Origin of the sequence: Streptomyces noursei (assembly GCF_016917755.1) — a bacterium.
Lineage (GTDB): Bacteria > Actinomycetota > Actinomycetes > Streptomycetales > Streptomycetaceae > Streptomyces > Streptomyces yunnanensis.
The window spans coordinates 8,783,074-8,801,255 of record NZ_CP070326.1; the positions used below are offsets into that span (position 1 = coordinate 8,783,074).

Consider the following 18,182-nt stretch of genomic DNA (forward strand, 5'->3'; position numbering starts at 1 on the left):
GACCGCACTGTGCGGTCAGGGCCATCGCCATGGGCGTCAGTACATGTGGTCCTGGCGCGACGGGCCACCGAAGAGAACGTCCAGGACGTGGCCGGCGATACGGAGGCCCTCGCGCTCCCTGGGGGTGAGGCGGTGCTGGTGATGACGGTCGTGCTGGTGATGACGGTCGTGCTGACGCTGACGGCCGTGGTGGTCGGCGGGGGCCGCTGCGGCGACGCCGGTGGCGAGGGATCCTGCGGCGACCAGGCCGGCGAGCACGACGGTGAGGCGACGGAGCATGAGCACTTCCCTACGGTGAGTGGCGGTTGTGCGTGGTCTCACTCTCCGGGACCCGCGGTTCCGTCGCCTTCCGACAGCCCGGGCGCTGCTACGAACGGACGAGCAGCACCGCCGTATCGACGGACGAGGGGGGCGCGAACCGCTTCGGGCGCGCCCCGGGGAGCCTGAAGTGCGCGGCGGCGATGGGGATTTCGGATGTGACCCAGGCAACTTTCACGGGACGCCGCGGGGGCTTTCGAGGGCCTCCGCAGGTGACCCCGGGCACGCGACGTACGTCACGTACGAGTCCGCCTAGTCGATGTCGAGGCGCAGCCGACCCGCAAACACGGCATAAATACCCACTCAATTCGGACATCGGATGACATCTCACGAAGAGAGGTAGTACAGGGGGGCATTGCCACCCACGAGGTCGGCCGTTAACCATGGATCTCGTCGCACCGAGAGCGCGCCGCACCTCCCGCCCCAACGGTGAACGCGGCCAGGAGCCTCCGGTCCGAACGCGCCAACGATGGCCGCCTCCCCGTCCCCCGCACCTGGAAGAGGTCACCCCCGTATGCCCAGTTTCACCCTGCCCCGCGCTGCCCGGATCGCCCGCATCACCCGCACCCACAAGGTCGCCGTGGCCGCCCTGGCCGCCGCCGGCGCCACCACGGGCCTGGCCGTCACCGCGGCCCCGAGCCACGCCGCGACCACGGCCGCGCACGCCCCCGCCGCGGTCAAGCCGGTGAGCGCCGACGGGATGCCCGCCAAGGCCGACAGCAAGGCCGAGCGTCCGGTGAGCGCGTCCGTCGCGGACCACATCAAGGTCACCGCCGTCGCGAAGCAGGACCGCGTCGCCGAGCAGGCCGCCAGCCGCTCCGCCGACCGCCCGGCCGCACCGAAGAAGTACGCCGACAACCTCGACGGCTGGATCCGCCAGTCCCTGGACATCATGCAGTCCAAGGGCATCCCCGGCAGCTACGAGGGCCTGCACCGCAACATCATGCGCGAGTCCAGCGGCAACCCCGAGGCAGTCAACGACTGGGACGTCAACGCCCAGAACGGCATACCCTCCAAGGGCCTGCTGCAGGTGATCCAGCCCACCTTCGACACCTACCACGTGTCCGGCACCGCCCATAACCTCACCGACCCGGTGGCGAACATCACCGCCGCCGCCAACTACGCGGCGCACCGCTACGGCTCCATCGACAACGTCAACTCGGCGTACTGAGCGAGCCACCGTCGATGACGGAAGCAACGCAGGAGACAGGCGACCCGGCAGGGTCGACATAGAGAGCTGGCGAAGCGGCGACATGGCGCGTTCGCCGCTGAGCGGAGAGCGGGTCCCGGCACTGCCGGGGCCCGCTCGTCATGTGCCACGGTCGTCGGGCGGAGGGCCCGCGGGGGCCGCCCAGACGAGTGAGATGGCCCGGCCGGACGGCGGACCACGGGCCCATCGAGCCATGGAATCGGTCAGTTCAGCGTATAAGTCTTTTCATCGGCAAGATCCTGCTCAAAAGCTGCCGAAACAGACTCGACCGAAGTCCTTCGGAGGCACGCGATGCCCTTGCGCAGATCCGCACCGGCCCGGCGTACGGTCCCCCTTGCGGCCGGCTCCCTCGTCACACTCGTCACCGTGCTCGCACTGCCGCTCGGCCTGCCCGGCACCGCCACCGCGACACCGGACGCCGGAAAGACCCCCGCCCACCCCGAGCAGGACTGGATGGGCTCGACCATCGCGGTGCACGAGGGTACCGAGCGGTCCGGCGCGTCGGAGCAGCGCGGCGCCTGGAACCGGAAGACCGTGGCCGGCGTCGACGTCTCCAGCCACAACGGCACCGTGGGCTGGCGCAAGCTGCGCCGGATGGGGGTGCGGTTCGCCTACGTCAAGGCCACCGAGGGGAACAGCTACAAGAACCCGTACTTCGAGCAGCAGTACCGGGGCTCGTACAACGCAGGCATGATCCACGGTGCGTACCACTTCGCACTGCCGGACCACTCCAGCGGCGCCGAGCAGGCCCGATACTTCTCGCACCACGGCGGCGGCTGGTCGCGGGACGGCCGGACGCTGCCGGGCGCGCTCGACATGGAGTACAACCCCTACGGCGCGACCTGCTACGGCAGGAGCCATGCGAGCATGGTCAATTGGATCGCCGACTTCGTGCGCGCCTACCGGGAGGAGACCGGTCGGGACGCGGTGATCTACACCTCGACGAACTGGTGGAAGCGGTGCACCGGCAACTCCGACCGGTTCGGTCGGAGCAACCCGCTGTGGATCCCGCGCTACGGCTCGTCCGTCGGGACCCTGCCGGGCGCCTGGCGGTTCCACAGCATCTGGCAGCACACCTCCTCGGGGCACACCGTCGGCGACCACAACCGGTTCAACGGCCCGTACAGCAGGCTGAAAGTGCTGGCCAACGGCGAGGACGACGACTGAGCGAAGGCCCGCGAGCGGGCAAAAGGCGACGCAGCGGAAACAGGAACACGCGTGCTGGCGGAATTTCGCCTGCAACCATCCCCGTCCGGCCGGTGTCCAACACGGTGCAGCACCAATTCGGTGCACGACCACGCGAAGGACACCACCTGACGGGGGTTTTCCATGAAGCGTTCCTCTCTCCTCATCGGTTCCGCGACGCTGGCCGTGGCGAGCATCGCCACCATGGGCCTGGCCACCAGCGCCGCGGCCGCGCCGATCCCCAGCGCGGCGTACAACGGGGCGTGCGGCGGCGGTTACGGCGTCGTGAATTCCGCACCGGTCAGCGGAAAAGGCACGGTCTATCTCACGTACAGCGCAAAGACCGGAAAGAACTGTGTGGTGACGATCCGGAACAGTCCGGGGAAGCCGGTATTCATCCATGCCGAGCTCGGGTCGTCCGACCACAGTTCCGATCCGGTATTCGACAGCGGCAAATACACCACGTACGCCGGACCGGTCTATCTCGCGGCGAAAGGCCGGTGCGTGGACTGGGGCGGGGCCATCGAGAAGGTGAGCGTCCGGGTCGCCGGCTCCAACTGCGGGCGGATGGCGCCCGGGGTCGTGGTCCGGCACTGAACCGGCCGCCCCGGTAGGAAGGTTCAGTACCCGGTGGGTCGCACCAGCCCCGTCTCGTAGGCGAAGACGGTGGCCTGGGTCCGGTCGCGCAGTTCCAGTTTGACCAGGATGCGGCCCACATGGGTCTTCACGGTCTGCTCGGCGACCACCAGGCGATGGGCGATCTCCGCGTTCGACAGGCCCTGGGCGACCAGCGAGAGCACCTCGGTCTCCCGCTCGGTCAGACCGGCCACCCGGTCCTTGAGCGGGGCGCGCGGGGCGCCGGACATCCGGGAGAACTCGGCGATCAGGCGCTTGGTGATGCTGGGGGCCAGCAGCGCGTCGCCGGCGGCCACCACGCGCACGGCCTGGGCGAGTTCGTCGGCCGAGGCGTCCTTGAGGAGGAAGCCGGAGGCGCCGGCGCGCAGTGCCTCGTAGACGTATTCGTCGAGGTCGAAGGTGGTCAGGACGAGGACCTTGACGGTGGCGTCGGCCGGTTCGGTGATCCGGCGGGTGGCCTCTATGCCGCCGAGTCCGGGCATCCGGATGTCCATCAGGACGACGTCCGGGGCGAGTTCGGCGGTCTTGGCGATGGCGTCGTGGCCGTCCACGGCCTGGCCGACGACCGCGATGCCCGGTTCGGCGTTGAGCAGCACCGTGAAGCCCTGACGGACCATCATCTGGTCGTCCGCGATCAGTACGCGGATGGGGGGCGTGGCGGCGGTCGTCATCGGGTGTCCTCGGCGTCGTCGGAGGGTACGGCGGGGGCGGCGGGGGCCGGGAGGATCGCGGTGACCTCGTAGCCGCCGTCGGGGGTGGGTCCGGCGGCCAGTTCGCCGCCGAGCATCGCGGTGCGTTCGTGCATGCCGAGCAGGCCGTGGCCGGTGCCCGGGGAGGGCGGGGCGGGGCGGTCGGGGGCGGTGTTGGTGACGCGCAGGGTGATGCGGTCGGGGCGGTAGCCGAGCGCGACGTGCACGGCGGCGCCGGGCGCGTGCCGCATGGCGTTGCTGAGCGCCTCCTGGACGATGCGGAACGCCGACAGCCCGGTGCCGGGCGAGAGCGGGCGGGGCGTGCCGGTGGTGTCGACGGTGACCGGGACGCCGGCGCCGCGCACGTTTCCGACGAGTTCGTCGAGCCGGTCGAGGGTGGGCTGCGGGGCGTACGGGGCGTGCTCCGGTCGGGCGTCCTCGGAGCGCAGGACGCCGAGGACCCGGCGGAGTTCGGTGAGCGCCTCGACCGCGTTCTGGCGGATGCCGCGGAGGTTCTCCTTGAACTCGTCGGAGGGGTTCTCGGCCAGGTGGGGGGCGACCTGGGCCTGGATGGAGATCACCGACATGTGGTGGGCGACCACGTCGTGGAGTTCGCGGGCGATCCGGTTGCGCTCCTCCAGGAGCGTGCGGCGGGCACGTTCCTCGGCGGTGAGCTTTTCCTGGACGACCAGTTCGGTGCGGGCCTTCTGGCGGCCCCTCAGGAGGGCGCCGACCAGGGCGCAGAGGGTGAGCACGGTGACCGGCAGGCGGGCGTCGTTCAGCTGGCCGATGAGCGGTCCGTCGGCGCACAGGCCGTCGGCGAGGAGGCCGGTCAGCGCCCCGAGGGCCAGCATTTCGGCGGTGGCTCTGGGGCGGACCCGCAGCGCCGCGAGGAACAGCACGGCCGCCTGGGCGGGCAGCCCGGTGCGCCGCCAGGGTGGTTCGGGTCCGAACGGAGTGAACGGGTCGACGTGGAGCGCCGCGTAGCAGCCGGCCAGGAGCAGCGCCGCGGTCGTCGCCCACCAGGCCAGGACCGGGCGGTAGAGGGCGAGGACGGGCGCCGCTGCCTGCACCCCGGCGGCGAGGACGGCGAGCGGCATGCCCATGCCGTATCCGAACGCGTAGATGTTGGTGTTCCCGGCGAGCATGACGACCGCCCCGATCAGGAGCGGGACCATGATCGCCGGCCGCCATTCGAGCCAGCCGGGTGGTCGGCCGCCGGCCGCCGGCGGTTCCTCGCCGGCGTGGGTCCACAGATCCTCGCGCAGCCGGTGCGGCACCGTTCGCAGGGCCGCCCTCAGCCGACCTGCCGCTTTCCCCCTCGTCACGGGATGCACCTTAGGCATGGGGCAGCACCGCCGGGCGGGCGGGGTTCCCTTCGGCGGTGAACGGGCCGGTGCCCTCGGGCTCCGCCCGGTGCCGATCGCGGGCGCGCGGCCGGCGGTGCTCGTACGCGGCGAACGCGGCCCAGCACACCAGCAGTGCGCCCGCGAAGACCGGCAGCCAGGCGAGTCGGGCGAGGAGCCAGGCGGGGCCGTCGGGGAGGGTGTGCAGACCGGGCAGGGGGCCGGCCAGGAACCAGCCGGTGGCGGTGACGGCCATCATCGCGGTCTGGTGCCAGAGGTAGACGGTCATCGCGGAGAGGTTCAGCAGGGCGACCGCCGTCCAGGCGCCGGGGCGGCGCAGCGCCCTGTTCAGCGGGGCGCGCAGCAGCAGGGCCGCGCCGCACTGGGCGAGGCCGAAGGTGACGGCGGCCAGGGTGGGCGGGTTGAGGTTGGAGACCGCGGCGCCGGGGACGCCGACCATGGACGCGGGGTAGCCGGCGCACAGGACCAGGGCGGCGGTGGCGGTGACGCCGCCGAGCAGCAGTGCCCACCCGGTCGTCCGGCGGTGGGCGGCGCCGCGGGCGCGGGCCGCGCCGAGGCAGTACGGGACGAGCCAGCCCGCGGGGAGGTTGAGCCAACCGAGCCAGCCGGGGGCGTCGAGGCCGAAGCGGAGGGCGTCGACGAGGACGACGACGGCGCACGGCCAGGCCGGGTGCAGGCGGGCGATCAGCGGGGTGGCCGCGGTGAGGGCGGCGAAGACCAGCAGGAACCACAGGGGCGACAGCACGAGTTTGACCAGGGTGTGGACGGTGTCCAGGCCGACGCCGGCGGCGAGCATCGCGGCGGTGGCCGCGGTCCAGATCGCGAGCACCGCGGCGACCGGGCGGAACAGTCGGCCGAGTCGGGCGTGCAGCCAGTGGTGGTGGGCGGTGCCGCGGGCGCGGGCGGCGGCATGGCTGCGCGCGGCGACCTCGCCGCCGACCAGGAAGAACACCGCCAGTGTTTGGAACAGCCAGGAGATCGGGGCGAGTTGGGGCATCCGTTGGAGCGGGCTGGCGCCGTGCAGGGTGCCGCTGTCGGTGATCAGGGCGGTGACCAGCCAGTGGCCGAGGACCACGCCGAGGATGGCGAAGGCGCGCAGGGCGTCGGTGGCGCGGTCGCGGCCGGGCGGGGTGGCGGCCTGGACGCGGCGGACGAGGGCCGCCGCGGCGGCGCGTGGGGTGTTAGCCACGGTGGGCCTCCCGCTGCGGGGCGGTGGCGGTCCCGTCCGGGGCGGTCCCGTGCGGGGCCGCGACCGGGGGGCGTCCGGCGGTGATCCGGGCGAGGTTCTCCAAGGAGAGCGTGCCGGGCTTGAGGTAGTCGCTGTGGCCGCCGTCGCCGGCCGGGAAGATCCGGGCGCCGAACCCTGGGGAGACCGGGTCGGTGCCGAATCCGAGGGTGGTGGTGGGCAGGGGCAGTTGGGCGTGCGGGACGTGGCCGATCCAGTCGTCGGTGGCGCGGCCGGCCCAGACGGTGGCCCGGGTGTGCAGGTCCGCGGCGGTGTCGGCGCCGACGCCGGGGCTGCCGTAGAGGACCACGTCGGTGGCGGGGAGGTCGGGGGCGGCCCGGCCGCAGACCACGGATCCGTAGGAGTGGCAGAGCAGGGCGATCCGGGCGGTGGGGGCGGCGTTCCTCAACTGCGTGGTGAAGTCGACGAGTTCGGGTGCGGCGTCGTCGGCGCGGGCGGTGGTGAGGGCGGCGGGGCCGAAGGTGGCGGGGGTGGGGTAGCCGAGCCAGGCGAGGACGGCGGAGTGGCCGCCGGGTTCCCGCCGGAGCTGCTGTTGGAGGGCCCGGGCGCCGGCGCGGAGGCGGTGGTAGGTGTCGAGGCCGGTGTCCGAGCCGGGGACCAGGACGGCGATGCGGTCGGCGTGCGCGAGGTCGCCGTAGACCTCGGTGCTGCGGCCGCCGTCGCGGCCGTCGAAGGTGAGGAAGTGCCGGCCGGGGTCGGCCATGGCGTGCAGGGCGGCGGCCCGCCGGTGGTCGCCGTGGGCGTCGGCGGTGCGCTCGGCCGCGCGGATGTCGGCGCGGGCGGTGGCGTAGCGGCGGGCGAGGGCGGTGGGGGTGGTGTCCCGCAGTGGGCCGAGGGCGGTGGGGGCCGGTGCCGGGACCGCGGCGGGGCGGGCCGCGCCCGATACCGGTACGGCCACCGAGGCGGTGACCAGCACGGCGAGCAGGGTGCGGGTCAGGCGTCTGGTGCGCGCGCGGGGCGCCATGGTGGGTGGTCCTTCCGTGCCGGGGCGGTGGGTGGTTCCGGCACCGAAGCTAGGGAGCGCGGTGGGTGATCGGCGTCCCGCCAGGGAGCGCATCTCGCGCGTAGTCCTCAGGTATGACGGGTAGGGGGTGCGGCCCCCGCGGCGATTGTGACGGTTCGTCAGTTGTCGTACGGTGGCGGGCCGGTGCTCTCCCGGGGCGCCAGATGCGGGAGTTCGCCCTCGACGGTGCGGGGCGGACCGCCGCCGAGGAGGGCGAGCAGTTCGCCGGCGGCGAGCCGGCCGAAGCCCGCGGTGTCCCGGACCAGTGCGGTGAGCGGGGGGTGGGCGACGCGGCACAGCGGGGAGTCGTCCCAGGCGACGACGGACAGCCGGCCGGGGACGGGGATGCCGCGGCCGGCGGCGACCGAGGCGCCGGCGACGGCCATCACGTCGTTGTCGTAGATGATCGCGGTGGGCGGGGCCGCCGCGTCGAGGAGGCGGCGGGTGGCCTCGGCGCCCTCGGCGTCGGAGTAGTCGGTGGTGACCGAGCGGACCTGTCGGGCGTCCAGGCCGCGCCGGACGGCCTCGGTGCGCAGGGAGTGGATCCGGCGGGCGGTGTGGGCGAGGCCGGGCAGTCCGGCGATGTGCACGATCCGGCGGTGGCCGAGGTCGTGCAGGTGGTCCAGGATCCGGGCCATGGCCTTGGCGTCGTCGGCCCAGACGGTGGAGAGCAGCGGCGCGGTGGGCGGTCCGGTGGGTGCCGGGGCGGCGGGGCCGCCGATGGCGACGGCGGGGAGGCCGAGGGCGGCGAGGAGTGCGGGGCGGGGGTCGTCGGTGCGGGGATCGACGACGAGGACGCCGTCCACCCGGCGTTCGGCCCACCAGCGGCGGTAGAGCGCGCACTCGGTGTCGAGGTCCTCGACGACCTGGAAGAGCAGGGCGGTGCGCCGGGCGGAGAGCACCTCCTGGATGCCGGAGACGAGTTGGAGGAAGAAGGACTCCACGCCCAGGGTGCGGGCGGGGCGGGCCAGCACCAGGCCCAGGCAGTCGGCGCGTTCGCCGGAGAGGGCGCGGGCGGCGCTGTTGGCCTGCCAGCCCAGTTCGTCGGCGACCTTGCGGATCCGGGCGCGGGTGTCGGCGGAGACGCCCGGCCGGTCGTTGAGGGCGAAGGACACCGCACTCTCGGAGACGCCGGCCCGCCGGGCGATGTCCTTGATCGTCGGGCGGCGCGCCGGCTTGCGGCGGGCCGCCTCACCGGGCGCTGTCATCGCGGGCTCCTCCGGGCCGAACCGCATGAGTGCCGACAGTCTGATCAGGGCGGCGGGGCCTGTCAATCAATGCTCGGGCGGCGAGGGGCAGCACCTCAAAAGCGTTGTGATACCGGGGTGTTGACACCTACTAAATCGCATTAGTAGCGTCTGCCGCGTCGCGATCCGGGAGCCTTGAGGCCCACGGTACGGCACCGGTTCCCCGCGCTGCGAGACCTTCGACAGATTTCTGGTCCGAGCACTTCCGAGCACTTCAGCCAAGGAGCCGGCCATGCGTCGTCATTCCCGTCGAACACCCGCCGCCACCGCGGCACTCGCCGCCTCCGCACTTCTCCTGTCCGCGTGTGGTGCCCCGGACGGCGGCGGGGATTCCGACAGCGCAGCGGGGAAGGTGGAAGGGCAGGTCACCTTTCAGACCTGGAATCTGAAGGCGCGCTTCCAGAAGTATTTCGACGGGGTCATCGCGGAGTTCGAGAAGAAGTACCCGGGCACCAAGGTGAAGTGGATCGACCAGCCGGCCGAGGGTTATCCGCAGAAGCTGAGTGCGGACGCCGCCGCCGGCACCCTGCCCGATGTGGTCAATGTGTCGCCGGACCTCGCCTATCCACTGGCGAAGGCCGGACTGGCGCTCGACATCGGCGCGGCGGCGGGGAAATACCGGGGCGAGTATCTGGACGGGGCCTGGCGGAGCCAGCAGATGCCGGGGCTATCCGGCGTCTACGCCTTCCCCTGGTATCTCAACACCGGCCCGATGTTCTACAACAAGGACCTGTTCCGAAAGGCCGGTCTGGATCCGGCGAAGCCGCCGACCACCTACGACCGGCTGTTCGCGGACGCGCTGACCATGGCGCGGAAGAGCGACCGCAGGATCGCGATGCTGGCCGGCGCGCCGTCGATCGAGGACTTCGGTCGTTACGGCGTGCGCCTGATGGACGCCCGGGGCACGGAGTTCACCTTCAACGAGCCCAAGGGCGTGGAGCTGCTCACGCACTACCGACAGCTGTACGCGGCCGGGGCGCTGGATGCGCAGGCGCTTACCGCGGTGGCCGAGTCGGCGGGGCGCAAGTTCCAGCAGCAGTCGGTGGCGATGAATCCGGGCAGCGCGCTCGATCTGGAGAACTTCAAACGGGACGCGCCGGGCCTCTACGAGAACATCGGCATCACCGACGCGGTCAACAACACCGGCAAGGCCAATATGTATGTGCAGGGCCTGATGGTGAGCGCGGACAGCAAGGTGAAACCGGCGGCGGTGGCGTTCGCGCACTTCGTGACGGACCGGCGGCACCAGATGGCGTTCGCGAAACAGGTCGCGGTCTTTCCGAGCACGAAGGGGTCGCTGGACGATCCGTACTTCACCAAGGAGGACGGTACGGACGCCACGCGGGTGCGGGTGGCGGCGGCGAAATCCCTGAAGACCGCGGTGAATTACACCCCGGTAGTGCTCAGCGACCAGATGAAGACGGTGTTGCGCAATGCGGTCGCCCGGGCCCTCCAGGGAAAGCAGTCGCCTCAGGAGGCACTGGATTCCGCGGTGGCGGAGTGCAATCGTCTGCTGAAGACCGGCTGAGGCCGGGATGGGCATGCGGAATGCCGCGGCGGCCGTCGCGCCACGGGACTCCGGTCGCCGCCGGGGAATCCGTACGCATCTGCCCACCAGCCCCTGGTTGTTCCTCGCGCCCGGGCTGCTGGTCGTCGGCGGATTCAGCCTCTATCCGTTCCTGAGCACAGTGGCCCATTCCTTCACCGATGCCCGGACGCTGCGGGCCGGGCGGTTCACCGGCGGCGCCAACTATCAGGAGATGCTGCACGACCCGATGTTCTGGACCGGGCTGCGCAACAGCGTGCTCTACGTCCTGGGCGTCGTGCCGCCGCTGGTGGTGCTGCCGTTGCTGCTGGCGCTGCTCGTCCGGCGGAGCGTCCCCGGCATCGCCTTCTTCCGGGCCGCGTTCTATCTGCCGGTGGTCGCCTCGGTCGTGGTGGTCGGGCTGATCTGGGTGTGGCTGTTGGACGACCGGGGGCTGATCAACGCGCTGTTGGAGGTGCTGGGGTTCGGCCGGGCCGGTTTCCTCAGCGATCCGTGGCTACTGCTGCTCAGCGCGATGGCGGTGACGGTCTGGAAGGGCCTCGGCTACTACATGATCATTTATCTGGCGGCGCTGGCCCAGGTGCCGCGGGAGCTGCACGAGGCGTGCGCGGTCGACGGGGCCGGGCCGGTGCGGCGTTTCCTGACCGTCACGGTGCCGGCGGTGCGCGCCACGATGGTGCTGGTGGCGGCGCTCTCCGCGGTCAACGCCTTCAAGGTGTTCTCCGAGGTGTATCTGATGGCCGGGGCGGCCGGCGGCCCCGGTGGGGAGGACACCACGCTGGTGATGCTCGTCCAGCAGGCCGGCACCGGGCTCAGCGGGCGGGTCGGATACGCCTCGGCGCTGTCGGTGGTGGTCTTCGTGCTCACGCTCGGGCTGATGCTGTCGGTGTTGCGCGCCAATCGCGGGGAGGACCGATGACGGGGGCGGCGGGGCGCCGGCGGAGGGCGGCCGGATGGTCGTTGGCGGCCCGCTATCTGCTGCTGCTCGCGGTGCTGGCGCTGACCGTCGGGCCGTTCCTGTGGCAGCTGTCGACCTCGCTGAAGGGCCCCGGCGAGGACATCTACCGCTTTCCGCCGAGCCTGTTGCCGCACCATCCGACGCTGGCCAACTACGCCGAGGTGGCGCGGGTGATCCCGGTCTGGGACTTCGCACTGAACTCCCTCAAGGTCGCCGCGGCCAATGTGCTGACCAACTGCGCGGGCGCGGCGCTGGCGGGCTACGCGCTGGCCCGGCTGCGGTTCCGTGGCCGCCGGGTCGCCGTGGTGGTCTTCATCATGGCGATGCTGGTGCCGGTCGAAAGCATCATGATCGCCCAGTTCATGACGCTGCGTCAGTTGCAGTTGCACAACACCCTGCTCGGGGTGGTGCTGCCCGGCTGCATCGGCGCGATGAACGTCCTGCTGATGCGGAACGCCTTCGCGGCGCTGCCGTACGAGGTCGAGGAGGCGGCGTTCGTGGACGGCGCCTCCGCCTGGCAGCGGTTCGTACGGATCGCGCTGCCGTCGGTCAAGGGCACCCTCGCGGTGGTCGCGGTCTTCGCGTTCATGGGTGCCTGGGACGACTTCCTGTGGCCGCTGATCGTGCTGAACGACCAGTCGAAGTTCACCCTGACCGTCGGCCTGAACTATCTGCACGGCACCTTTGCGGACAACCAGCGGCTGGTGGCGGCCGGTTCGGTGATCGCCGTCCTTCCGCTGATCGTGTTGTTCGCCGGTCTCCAGCGCTACTTCTTCCGCGGCGTCGGGGAGGGCGCCGTCAAGGGCTGATGCCACACCCACCCGGAGGGACAGGACCACCATGCCCGTACCCCAGGAGCCCCGCCGGATCCGCTTCGGCGTCAACTACACACCCAGCCGGGGATGGTTCCACCACTGGCTGGACTTCGACCTGGACGCGGTGCGCGCCGATCTGGACGCGCTCGTCGCCCTCGGCCTGGACCATGTGCGGGTCTTCCCGCTGTGGCCGCTGTTCCAGCCCAACCGCACGCTGATCCGGCCGCGCGCCGTCGAGCAGCTGGTGCAGTTGGCCGACGCGGCGGCCGAGCGCGGCCTGGACGTCGCGGTGGACGGCCTCCAGGGCCACCTGTCCAGCTTCGACTTCCTGCCCGCCTGGACGCGGACCTGGCACCGCCGCAACCTCTTCACCGACCCGGAGGTGCTCGCCGGCCAGGAGGAGTACCTGCGGACGTTGGCCGCCGCGCTCGCCGACCGGCCCGGCTTCCTCGGGATGACCCTCGGCAACGAGATCAACCAGTTCGCGGACCGCCCGCACCCCGACCCGGACCGGATCACCGGGGCGCAGGCGGCGGCCTGGCTGGAGCGGATGCTGGCCGCGTGCGAGCAGGGCGCGCCGGGCCGGGCGCATCTGCACGCCGCGTACGACGCCGCGTGGTACCTCGACGGCCATCCCTTCACCCCCGCGCACGCCGCCCGGCTGGGCGCGATGACGGCGGTGCACTCCTGGGTGTTCAACGGGACCGCGCAGCGCCACGGCCCGGCCGGTGTCGCCACCGAGCAGCACGCCGCGTACCTCATCGAGCTGTCCAAGGCGTGGGCGCGCGACCCGCGGCGCCCGGTCTGGCTCCAGGAGGTCGGCGCCCCGGCCCCGCACATCCCCGAGGACCGCGCGGCCCGCTTCACCACCACGACCGTCACCAACTCCCTTGACTGCCAAGAGGTTTGGGGCATCACCTGGTGGTGCGCGTACGACGTGTCGCGGTCGCTCGCGGACTTCCCGGAGCTGGAGTACGGACTGGGCCTGCTCACCGAAGACCGGGCGGTCAAGCCGGTGGGCCGGGCCTTCGCGGAGCAGGCGGCGCACTGGCGGGACCGGCCGCACCGGCCGCCGGCGCGCACCACCGCACTGGTCGTGGACGTCGGTGACGCCGAGGAGGCGCCGCGCCGGTCGGTGTGCGCGCCCGGCGGCCCGGTCTTCGAGGCGTGGGCGCGGCTGGCCGCGCAAGGCGCCAGGCCCGCCCTCGTGCTCGCCCAACTCGCCACCGACACCGTCCATTTGACGTCGCGTGGGATCACCGAGGTGTGCGCCCCCGACGAGGTGGGGCAGTGACCCCCCGCCGGCCCGCCCCGCACCCCGTCTCCCCGACCTCTGGAGCCGTGAGCCATGCATGACGATCGCGCACTGGTCGAAGCCCGTCTCAAGCGGGTGCTCGACGAACGGATCCGACCCGCCGTGTACCCGGAATCGGTGCCGCTGGAGGTGGCCGCCTGGGTGGCCCCCGGTGAGCCCGTCCCGGTGGCCGAGGGACTGGCCGCGGCGCACTCACCGGTGGCGGTGGGGGACGCCTGGGGCGCGCCCTGGGCGACGACGTGGTTCCGGGTGCGGGGCACCGTCCCGGAGGCGTGGGCGGGCCGCACCGTGGAGGCGGTGCTGGACCTGGGGTTCGACGAGCGGATGCCGGGGTTCCAGTGCGAGGCGCTGGTGTACCTGCCGGACGGCACACCGGTGAAGGGCCTCAATCCCCGGAACCAGTGGGTGCGGGTGGGCGCGCCGGCCCGCGGCGGCGAGCGGGTCGAGTGGCACCTGGAGGCCGCCTCCAACCCCGTCATCCTCGACGTCCCCCCGTTCCGGCCCACCGCGCTGGGCGATCGGGCGACCGCGGGCGACGAACCGCAGTACCGGCTGGCGCGGATGGACCTGGCGGTCTTCGACACCGAGGTGTGGGAGCTGGCCCTGGACCTGGAGGTGCTGGGCGAGCTGATGGCGGAGCTGCCGGTGGACAGCCCGCGGCGCTGGGAGCTGCTGCGGGCGGTGGGCCGGGCGCTGGACGCGGTCGATCTGCAGGACGTGGGCGGGACGGCCGCGGCGGCGCGGCGCCGGCTGCGGGAGGTGCTGGCGGCGCCGGCGGCGGCGTCCGCGCACCGGATCAGCGCGGTGGGGCACGCCCACATCGACTCGGCGTGGCTGTGGCCGCTGCGCGAGACGGTCCGCAAGGTGGCCCGGACGACGGCGAACATGACGGCGCTGCTCGCGGACGAGCCGGAGTTCGTCTACACCATGTCGCAGGCGCAGCAGTACGCCTGGCTCAAGGAGCACCGGCCCGAGGTCTACGCGAAGGTCAAACAGGCGGTCGCGGAGGGGCGGTTCGTCCCGGCGGGCGGGATGTGGGTGGAGTCGGACACCAACATGCCCGGTTCGGAGGCGATGGCCCGTCAGTTCGTGTACGGGAAGCGGTTCTTCCTGGAGGAGTTCGGCGTCGAGAACGACGAGGCATGGCTGCCGGACACCTTCGGCTTCGCGGCGGGGCTGCCGCAGATCATCAAGGCGGCCGGGGCGAAGTGGCTGCTGACGCAGAAGATCTCCTGGAGCCAGGTGAACTCCTTCCCGCACCACACCTTCCGCTGGGAGGGCATCGACGGCACCCGCATCTTCACCCACTTCCCGCCGGTGGACACCTACAACTGCCAGCTGTCGGGCGCCGAACTCGCCCACGCGGCACGCAACTTCAAGGAGAAGGGCACCGCCCGGCACTCGCTGGCGCCCACCGGCTGGGGTGACGGCGGCGGGGGCACCACCCGCGAGATGGTCGCCAAGGCCCGCCGGCTGCGGAACCTGGACGGCTCGCCGGTGGTGCGGTGGGAGAAGCCCGCCGACTTCTTCGCCCGGGCCGCGGCGGAGCACCCCGACGCCCCGGTGTGGGTGGGCGAGCTCTATCTGGAGCTGCACCGGGGGACGCTCACCAGCCAGGCCCGCACCAAGCGCGGCAACCGCCGCAGCGAGCACCTGCTGCGGGAGGCCGAACTGTGGTCGGCGACCGCCGCCGTCACCTCCGGATTCCGTTATCCGTACCAGGAGTTGGAGCGGATCTGGAAGACCGTCCTGCTGCACCAGTTCCACGACATCCTGCCCGGTTCCTCGATCGCCTGGGTGCACCGCGAGGCGGAACGGACCTATGCGGCGGTCGCCGCCGAGCTGGAGGGGCTGATCGGCGGCGCGCTGGCGGCCCTGGCCGGCGGTGGCGACCGGCGGCTGGTGGCGAACGCGGCGCCGCACGCCCGGGGCGGGGTGGCGGCCGGCGCGGTGGCCCCGCCTGCGACGGAGGGCGGCCCGGTGGTCGCCGGGCCGCGCCCGGACGGCGGGTTCGTCCTCCAGCACGACCTGCTCCGGATCGAGATCGACGGCCGCGGCCTGGTCGTCTCCGCGTACGACAAGGGCGCCGGGCGGGACGCCGTCGCCCCGGGCGCGGCGGCGAACCTCCTCCAGCTCCATCCGGACTTCCCCAACATGTGGGACGCCTGGGACGTGGACGCGTTCTACCGCGAGGTGGCCACCGACCTGACCGACGCGGACGAGGTGGTGCTCGCCGGGGCGTCACCGGAGGCCGCGACGGTGCGCGTGGTGCGGAGCTTCGGCGGCTCGCGGGTGGTCCAGACGCTGACGCTGGCCCGCGGGCAGCGGCGGCTGGACATCGACACCGAGGTGGACTGGCACGAGACCGAGAAGTTCCTCAAGGCCGCGTTCCCGCTGGACCTGCACGCCGAGCGGTACGCGGCGGAGACCCAGTTCGGGCACCTGTACCGGCCGACCCACACCAACACCAGCTGGGAGGCGGCCAAGTTCGAGGCGTGTGCGCACCGATTCGTGCACGCCGCGGAGCCGGGCTGGGGCGTGGCGCTGGTCAACGACGCGACGTACGGGCACGACGTGACCCGGACGGTGCGGGAGGGCGGCTCCGAGGGCGAGCGGGGCACGACCACGACCGTGCGGCTCTCGCTGCTGCGCGCCCCGCGCTTCCCGGACCCGGAGACGGACCAGGGCACCCACCGCTTCCGCTACGCGCTGGTCCCCGGGGCGACGATCGGTGACGCGGTGCGCGAGGGGCACCGGATCAATCTGCCGGAGCGGGTGGTCACCGGGTCCGGTGCGGTGCCGCCGCTGGTCGCGGTGGACGACGACGCGGTGGTGGTCACCGCGGTCAAGCTGGCCGACGACCACAGCGGCGATGTGGTGGTCCGGCTCCACGAGGCCCTCGGTGGACGCGCCCGAGCGACCTTGACCTGCGGTTTCGCGCTGGCGGGGGCGGTCACCACCGACCTGCTGGAGCGGCTGACCGAGGACGGCCCGGCCCTGGAACGGGAGGGCGACACGGTGCGGATGGCGCTGCGGCCGTTCCAGATCGTGACGCTGCGGCTGTGCCGGGCGGTGGGGGCGCAGCCGTCCGACTGACACCGGCGGCGCGGCTCAGCCGGGGTCGGCCGAGCGGGTGCGGGCGTCCCGGCAGGTGTCCCGGCGGGTCGCCCGCCGCCGGTCCCGGCCGGGGCCGCGCCCGCGACCCCCGCGCAGCGGACCGGGCCCGGGCGCGGCCTCCCGGGCCGGGTCCCGGCGGGGGTCCAGCCCGAGCATGTCCATCAGCAACGCCAGTTCCGCCACATCCCGAGCGCGGCCGGCCAGCGCCCTTCTGGCCAGCCGTCGCTCCTCGTCACCGGGCACGGCGCGGGCGGCGGTGTCATCGGCACTGCGGTGTTCATCGGTCACCGCTGCATTCTCGGCCGGACCGGGGCGGACTGCCCGTCGAGCGGGCCGATGGGCGCACGAGGGAACCGCGCGCGCCCGAATTCCCTCTTTATGGTCACTTGCACTTGATCGTCATGGTCACTCGCGTGTGATCGTCAGTAGCGGAGCCACCGTTGAAACACCCTTACGCCCGCGGCCTCGCCGCCGTCCTCGTCGCGTCCTGCGCCCTGCTCGCCGTCGCCGGCTGCTCGGAGAACGGCAACCCCGTCGACTTCAACGCCGGCGGCCCGGGCAGCGCGTCCACCCCGGTCAAGCCGGTGGACCAGGACACCCGGATGCCCAGCGGCCCGAAGAGCGAGTTCCGAATAACCCGCACCCTGGACGACGGGACGCACATAGCCCGCACGACGCTGAAGGGCGCGAAATCCGGTGTCACCGGCAGTGTCTGGGTATGGGCGCCCAAGGAATACCAGGATCCCAAATACGCCAAGAGCGGTTTTCCGGTGCTGATGGCCCTGCCGGGCGGCCTGGGCAGTCCGCAGGACAAGGACGGGGTCACCAATTACTGGGTCGGCGGCGACATCAAGCTTCAGGAAAATCTCACGAAGTGGACTGCGGCGGGCAAAAGCCTGCCGTTCATCGTGGTGATGCCGATGCTCAATCCGGACACCCGCTACCACGACGGCAGTGACATTCCCGGTCAGCAGAAGATGGGGACCTGGCTGACCGACGACGTCGTCGACCTGGTCAAGGCCAACTTCCGCACCTTCCACTCCCGGGACGGCTGGGCCTTCATGGGGTCGTCCTCGGGCGGTTTCGCGAGCCTGAAGTCCGTGCTGAAGTACCCGGAGAAGTTCAAGGCGGCGATAGCCAGCGGCCCGGACATCGTGCCGGACTCCCCGATGTGGGCCGGGCACCAGAAGGAGAAGGACGCCAACAATCCGGAAAAGCTCGCGGCGAGCCTGCTGAAAAAGGGCGGACCGGACGTGTACATCGCGTTCCAGGCCGGCAGCAAGGAAGGCGCCGGGGTGCTGAACCCCATCCGCCGTTTCCGGGAGAAGTACGGAAAGAGCCCGATCCACACCGCTTTCCAGGTCATTCCCGGCGGCCGGCACAATGCCTGGGACTACCAGAAGGGCATGGAGACCAGCTCCATCAAATTCATCAGCGACCAGCTGAAGGCGCCGATTCCCAGCGACTCCTGATGCAGTTCGTCCGTTCGGGGGCGATGCTGGGAGTGTCGAGGGGGGCCACGCCGAGGAG

General features: G+C 72.1%; 16 protein-coding genes. 9 read left to right on the forward strand and 7 right to left on the reverse strand.

Annotated elements, in window-relative coordinates; genetic code table 11:
* Window positions 1-36 precede the first annotated feature (36 nt).
* Complete coding sequence (locus JNO44_RS38260) at window positions 37-279, reverse strand: hypothetical protein (protein WP_205368593.1); 243 nt, start codon at window positions 277-279, stop codon at window positions 37-39.
* Between the two features lie 553 nt (window positions 280-832).
* On the opposite strand from JNO44_RS38260, the gene JNO44_RS38265 reads away from it, so the two are divergent.
* From JNO44_RS38265 to JNO44_RS38275, 3 genes are all read left to right on the forward strand, one after another.
* The gene (locus tag JNO44_RS38265; protein ID WP_205368594.1) at window positions 833-1,489 is read left to right on the forward strand and encodes a transglycosylase SLT domain-containing protein; all 657 of its coding nucleotides are present in this window, start codon (window positions 833-835) and stop codon (window positions 1,487-1,489) included.
* A 330-nt stretch (window positions 1,490-1,819) separates the two neighbouring features.
* Window positions 1,820-2,695: a lysozyme gene (locus JNO44_RS38270; protein ID WP_205368595.1), complete on the forward strand. Its 876-nt coding sequence runs from the start codon at window positions 1,820-1,822 to the stop codon at window positions 2,693-2,695.
* A 162-nt stretch (window positions 2,696-2,857) separates the two neighbouring features.
* A complete protein-coding gene (locus JNO44_RS38275) occupies window positions 2,858-3,310 on the forward strand; it encodes a spore-associated protein A (protein WP_205368596.1) in 453 nt (150 codons plus the stop codon).
* Between the two features lie 23 nt (window positions 3,311-3,333).
* On the opposite strand, the gene JNO44_RS38280 is transcribed toward JNO44_RS38275, so the two are convergent.
* The 5 genes from JNO44_RS38280 to JNO44_RS38300 form a co-directional block, all read right to left on the reverse strand.
* A complete protein-coding gene (locus JNO44_RS38280) occupies window positions 3,334-4,020 on the reverse strand; it encodes a response regulator (RefSeq protein WP_205368597.1) in 687 nt (228 codons plus the stop codon).
* Window positions 4,017-5,384 carry a sensor histidine kinase gene (locus tag JNO44_RS38285; protein WP_205368598.1) on the reverse strand — a complete coding sequence of 456 codons (1,368 nt, stop codon included), beginning with the start codon at window positions 5,382-5,384 and terminating at the stop codon, window positions 4,017-4,019. Before JNO44_RS38285 ends, JNO44_RS38280 begins: the two co-directional genes overlap by 4 nt.
* Complete coding sequence (locus tag JNO44_RS38290; RefSeq protein ID WP_205368599.1) at window positions 5,377-6,594, reverse strand: acyltransferase family protein; 1,218 nt, start codon at window positions 6,592-6,594, stop codon at window positions 5,377-5,379. Before JNO44_RS38290 ends, JNO44_RS38285 begins: the two co-directional genes overlap by 8 nt.
* Window positions 6,587-7,615, reverse strand: a complete 1,029-nt coding sequence (locus JNO44_RS38295) for an alpha/beta hydrolase (protein WP_205368600.1) — start codon at window positions 7,613-7,615, stop codon at window positions 6,587-6,589. The genes JNO44_RS38290 and JNO44_RS38295 overlap by 8 nt, the downstream gene beginning before the upstream one ends.
* 158 nt (window positions 7,616-7,773) lie before the next feature.
* On the reverse strand, window positions 7,774-8,862 hold the full coding sequence (locus JNO44_RS38300) for a LacI family DNA-binding transcriptional regulator (RefSeq protein ID WP_205368601.1): 1,089 nt from the start codon (window positions 8,860-8,862) through the stop codon (window positions 7,774-7,776).
* Between the two features lie 271 nt (window positions 8,863-9,133).
* Between JNO44_RS38300 and JNO44_RS38305 the strand changes: the two genes are divergently transcribed.
* The 5 genes from JNO44_RS38305 to JNO44_RS38325 are packed head-to-tail and all read left to right on the forward strand — an operon-like array spanning window position 9,134 to window position 16,631.
* Window positions 9,134-10,429: an ABC transporter substrate-binding protein gene (locus JNO44_RS38305; RefSeq protein ID WP_205368602.1), complete on the forward strand. Its 1,296-nt coding sequence runs from the start codon at window positions 9,134-9,136 to the stop codon at window positions 10,427-10,429.
* A 13-nt stretch (window positions 10,430-10,442) separates the two neighbouring features.
* Window positions 10,443-11,366 (forward strand): carbohydrate ABC transporter permease, encoded by a 924-nt coding sequence (locus JNO44_RS38310; protein ID WP_205368603.1) that lies wholly within the window; start codon window positions 10,443-10,445, stop codon window positions 11,364-11,366.
* Complete coding sequence (locus JNO44_RS38315) at window positions 11,363-12,214, forward strand: carbohydrate ABC transporter permease (RefSeq protein ID WP_205368604.1); 852 nt, start codon at window positions 11,363-11,365, stop codon at window positions 12,212-12,214. The genes JNO44_RS38310 and JNO44_RS38315 overlap by 4 nt, the downstream gene beginning before the upstream one ends.
* A gap of 31 nt (window positions 12,215-12,245) precedes the next feature.
* A complete protein-coding gene (locus tag JNO44_RS38320; RefSeq protein ID WP_205368605.1) occupies window positions 12,246-13,514 on the forward strand; it encodes a glycoside hydrolase 5 family protein in 1,269 nt (422 codons plus the stop codon).
* A gap of 54 nt (window positions 13,515-13,568) precedes the next feature.
* Window positions 13,569-16,631 carry an alpha-mannosidase gene (locus JNO44_RS38325; protein ID WP_205368606.1) on the forward strand — a complete coding sequence of 1,021 codons (3,063 nt, stop codon included), beginning with the start codon at window positions 13,569-13,571 and terminating at the stop codon, window positions 16,629-16,631.
* A gap of 15 nt (window positions 16,632-16,646) precedes the next feature.
* On the opposite strand, the gene JNO44_RS38330 is transcribed toward JNO44_RS38325, so the two are convergent.
* The gene (locus JNO44_RS38330; protein WP_205368607.1) at window positions 16,647-16,940 is read right to left on the reverse strand and encodes a hypothetical protein; all 294 of its coding nucleotides are present in this window, start codon (window positions 16,938-16,940) and stop codon (window positions 16,647-16,649) included.
* Window positions 16,941-17,092: 152 nt separating this feature from the next.
* On the opposite strand from JNO44_RS38330, the gene JNO44_RS38335 reads away from it, so the two are divergent.
* Window positions 17,093-18,124 (forward strand): alpha/beta hydrolase, encoded by a 1,032-nt coding sequence (locus JNO44_RS38335; protein WP_205368608.1) that lies wholly within the window; start codon window positions 17,093-17,095, stop codon window positions 18,122-18,124.
* Window positions 18,125-18,182: the final 58 nt, after the last annotated feature.

Bases quoted from the DNA above. Each gene is read 5' to 3' on its own strand.
- JNO44_RS38320 (WP_205368605.1), top strand. From the start codon at position 12,246: ATGCCCGTACCCCAGGAGCCCCGCCGGATCCGCTTCGGCGTCAACTAC.
- JNO44_RS38325 (WP_205368606.1), top strand. From the start codon at position 13,569: ATGCATGACGATCGCGCACTGGTCGAAGCCCGTCTCAAGCGGGTGCTC.
- JNO44_RS38270 (WP_205368595.1), top strand. From the start codon at position 1,820: ATGCCCTTGCGCAGATCCGCACCGGCCCGGCGTACGGTCCCCCTTGCG.
- JNO44_RS38285 (WP_205368598.1), bottom strand. From the start codon at position 5,384: ATGCCTAAGGTGCATCCCGTGACGAGGGGGAAAGCGGCAGGTCGGCTG.
- JNO44_RS38310 (WP_205368603.1), top strand. From the start codon at position 10,443: ATGCGGAATGCCGCGGCGGCCGTCGCGCCACGGGACTCCGGTCGCCGC.
- JNO44_RS38295 (WP_205368600.1), bottom strand. From the start codon at position 7,615: ATGGCGCCCCGCGCGCGCACCAGACGCCTGACCCGCACCCTGCTCGCC.
- JNO44_RS38300 (WP_205368601.1), bottom strand. From the start codon at position 8,862: ATGACAGCGCCCGGTGAGGCGGCCCGCCGCAAGCCGGCGCGCCGCCCG.
- JNO44_RS38315 (WP_205368604.1), top strand. From the start codon at position 11,363: ATGACGGGGGCGGCGGGGCGCCGGCGGAGGGCGGCCGGATGGTCGTTG.
- JNO44_RS38265 (WP_205368594.1), top strand. From the start codon at position 833: ATGCCCAGTTTCACCCTGCCCCGCGCTGCCCGGATCGCCCGCATCACC.
- JNO44_RS38260 (WP_205368593.1), bottom strand. From the start codon at position 279: ATGCTCCGTCGCCTCACCGTCGTGCTCGCCGGCCTGGTCGCCGCAGGA.
- JNO44_RS38275 (WP_205368596.1), top strand. From the start codon at position 2,858: ATGAAGCGTTCCTCTCTCCTCATCGGTTCCGCGACGCTGGCCGTGGCG.
- JNO44_RS38280 (WP_205368597.1), bottom strand. From the start codon at position 4,020: ATGACGACCGCCGCCACGCCCCCCATCCGCGTACTGATCGCGGACGAC.
- JNO44_RS38305 (WP_205368602.1), top strand. From the start codon at position 9,134: ATGCGTCGTCATTCCCGTCGAACACCCGCCGCCACCGCGGCACTCGCC.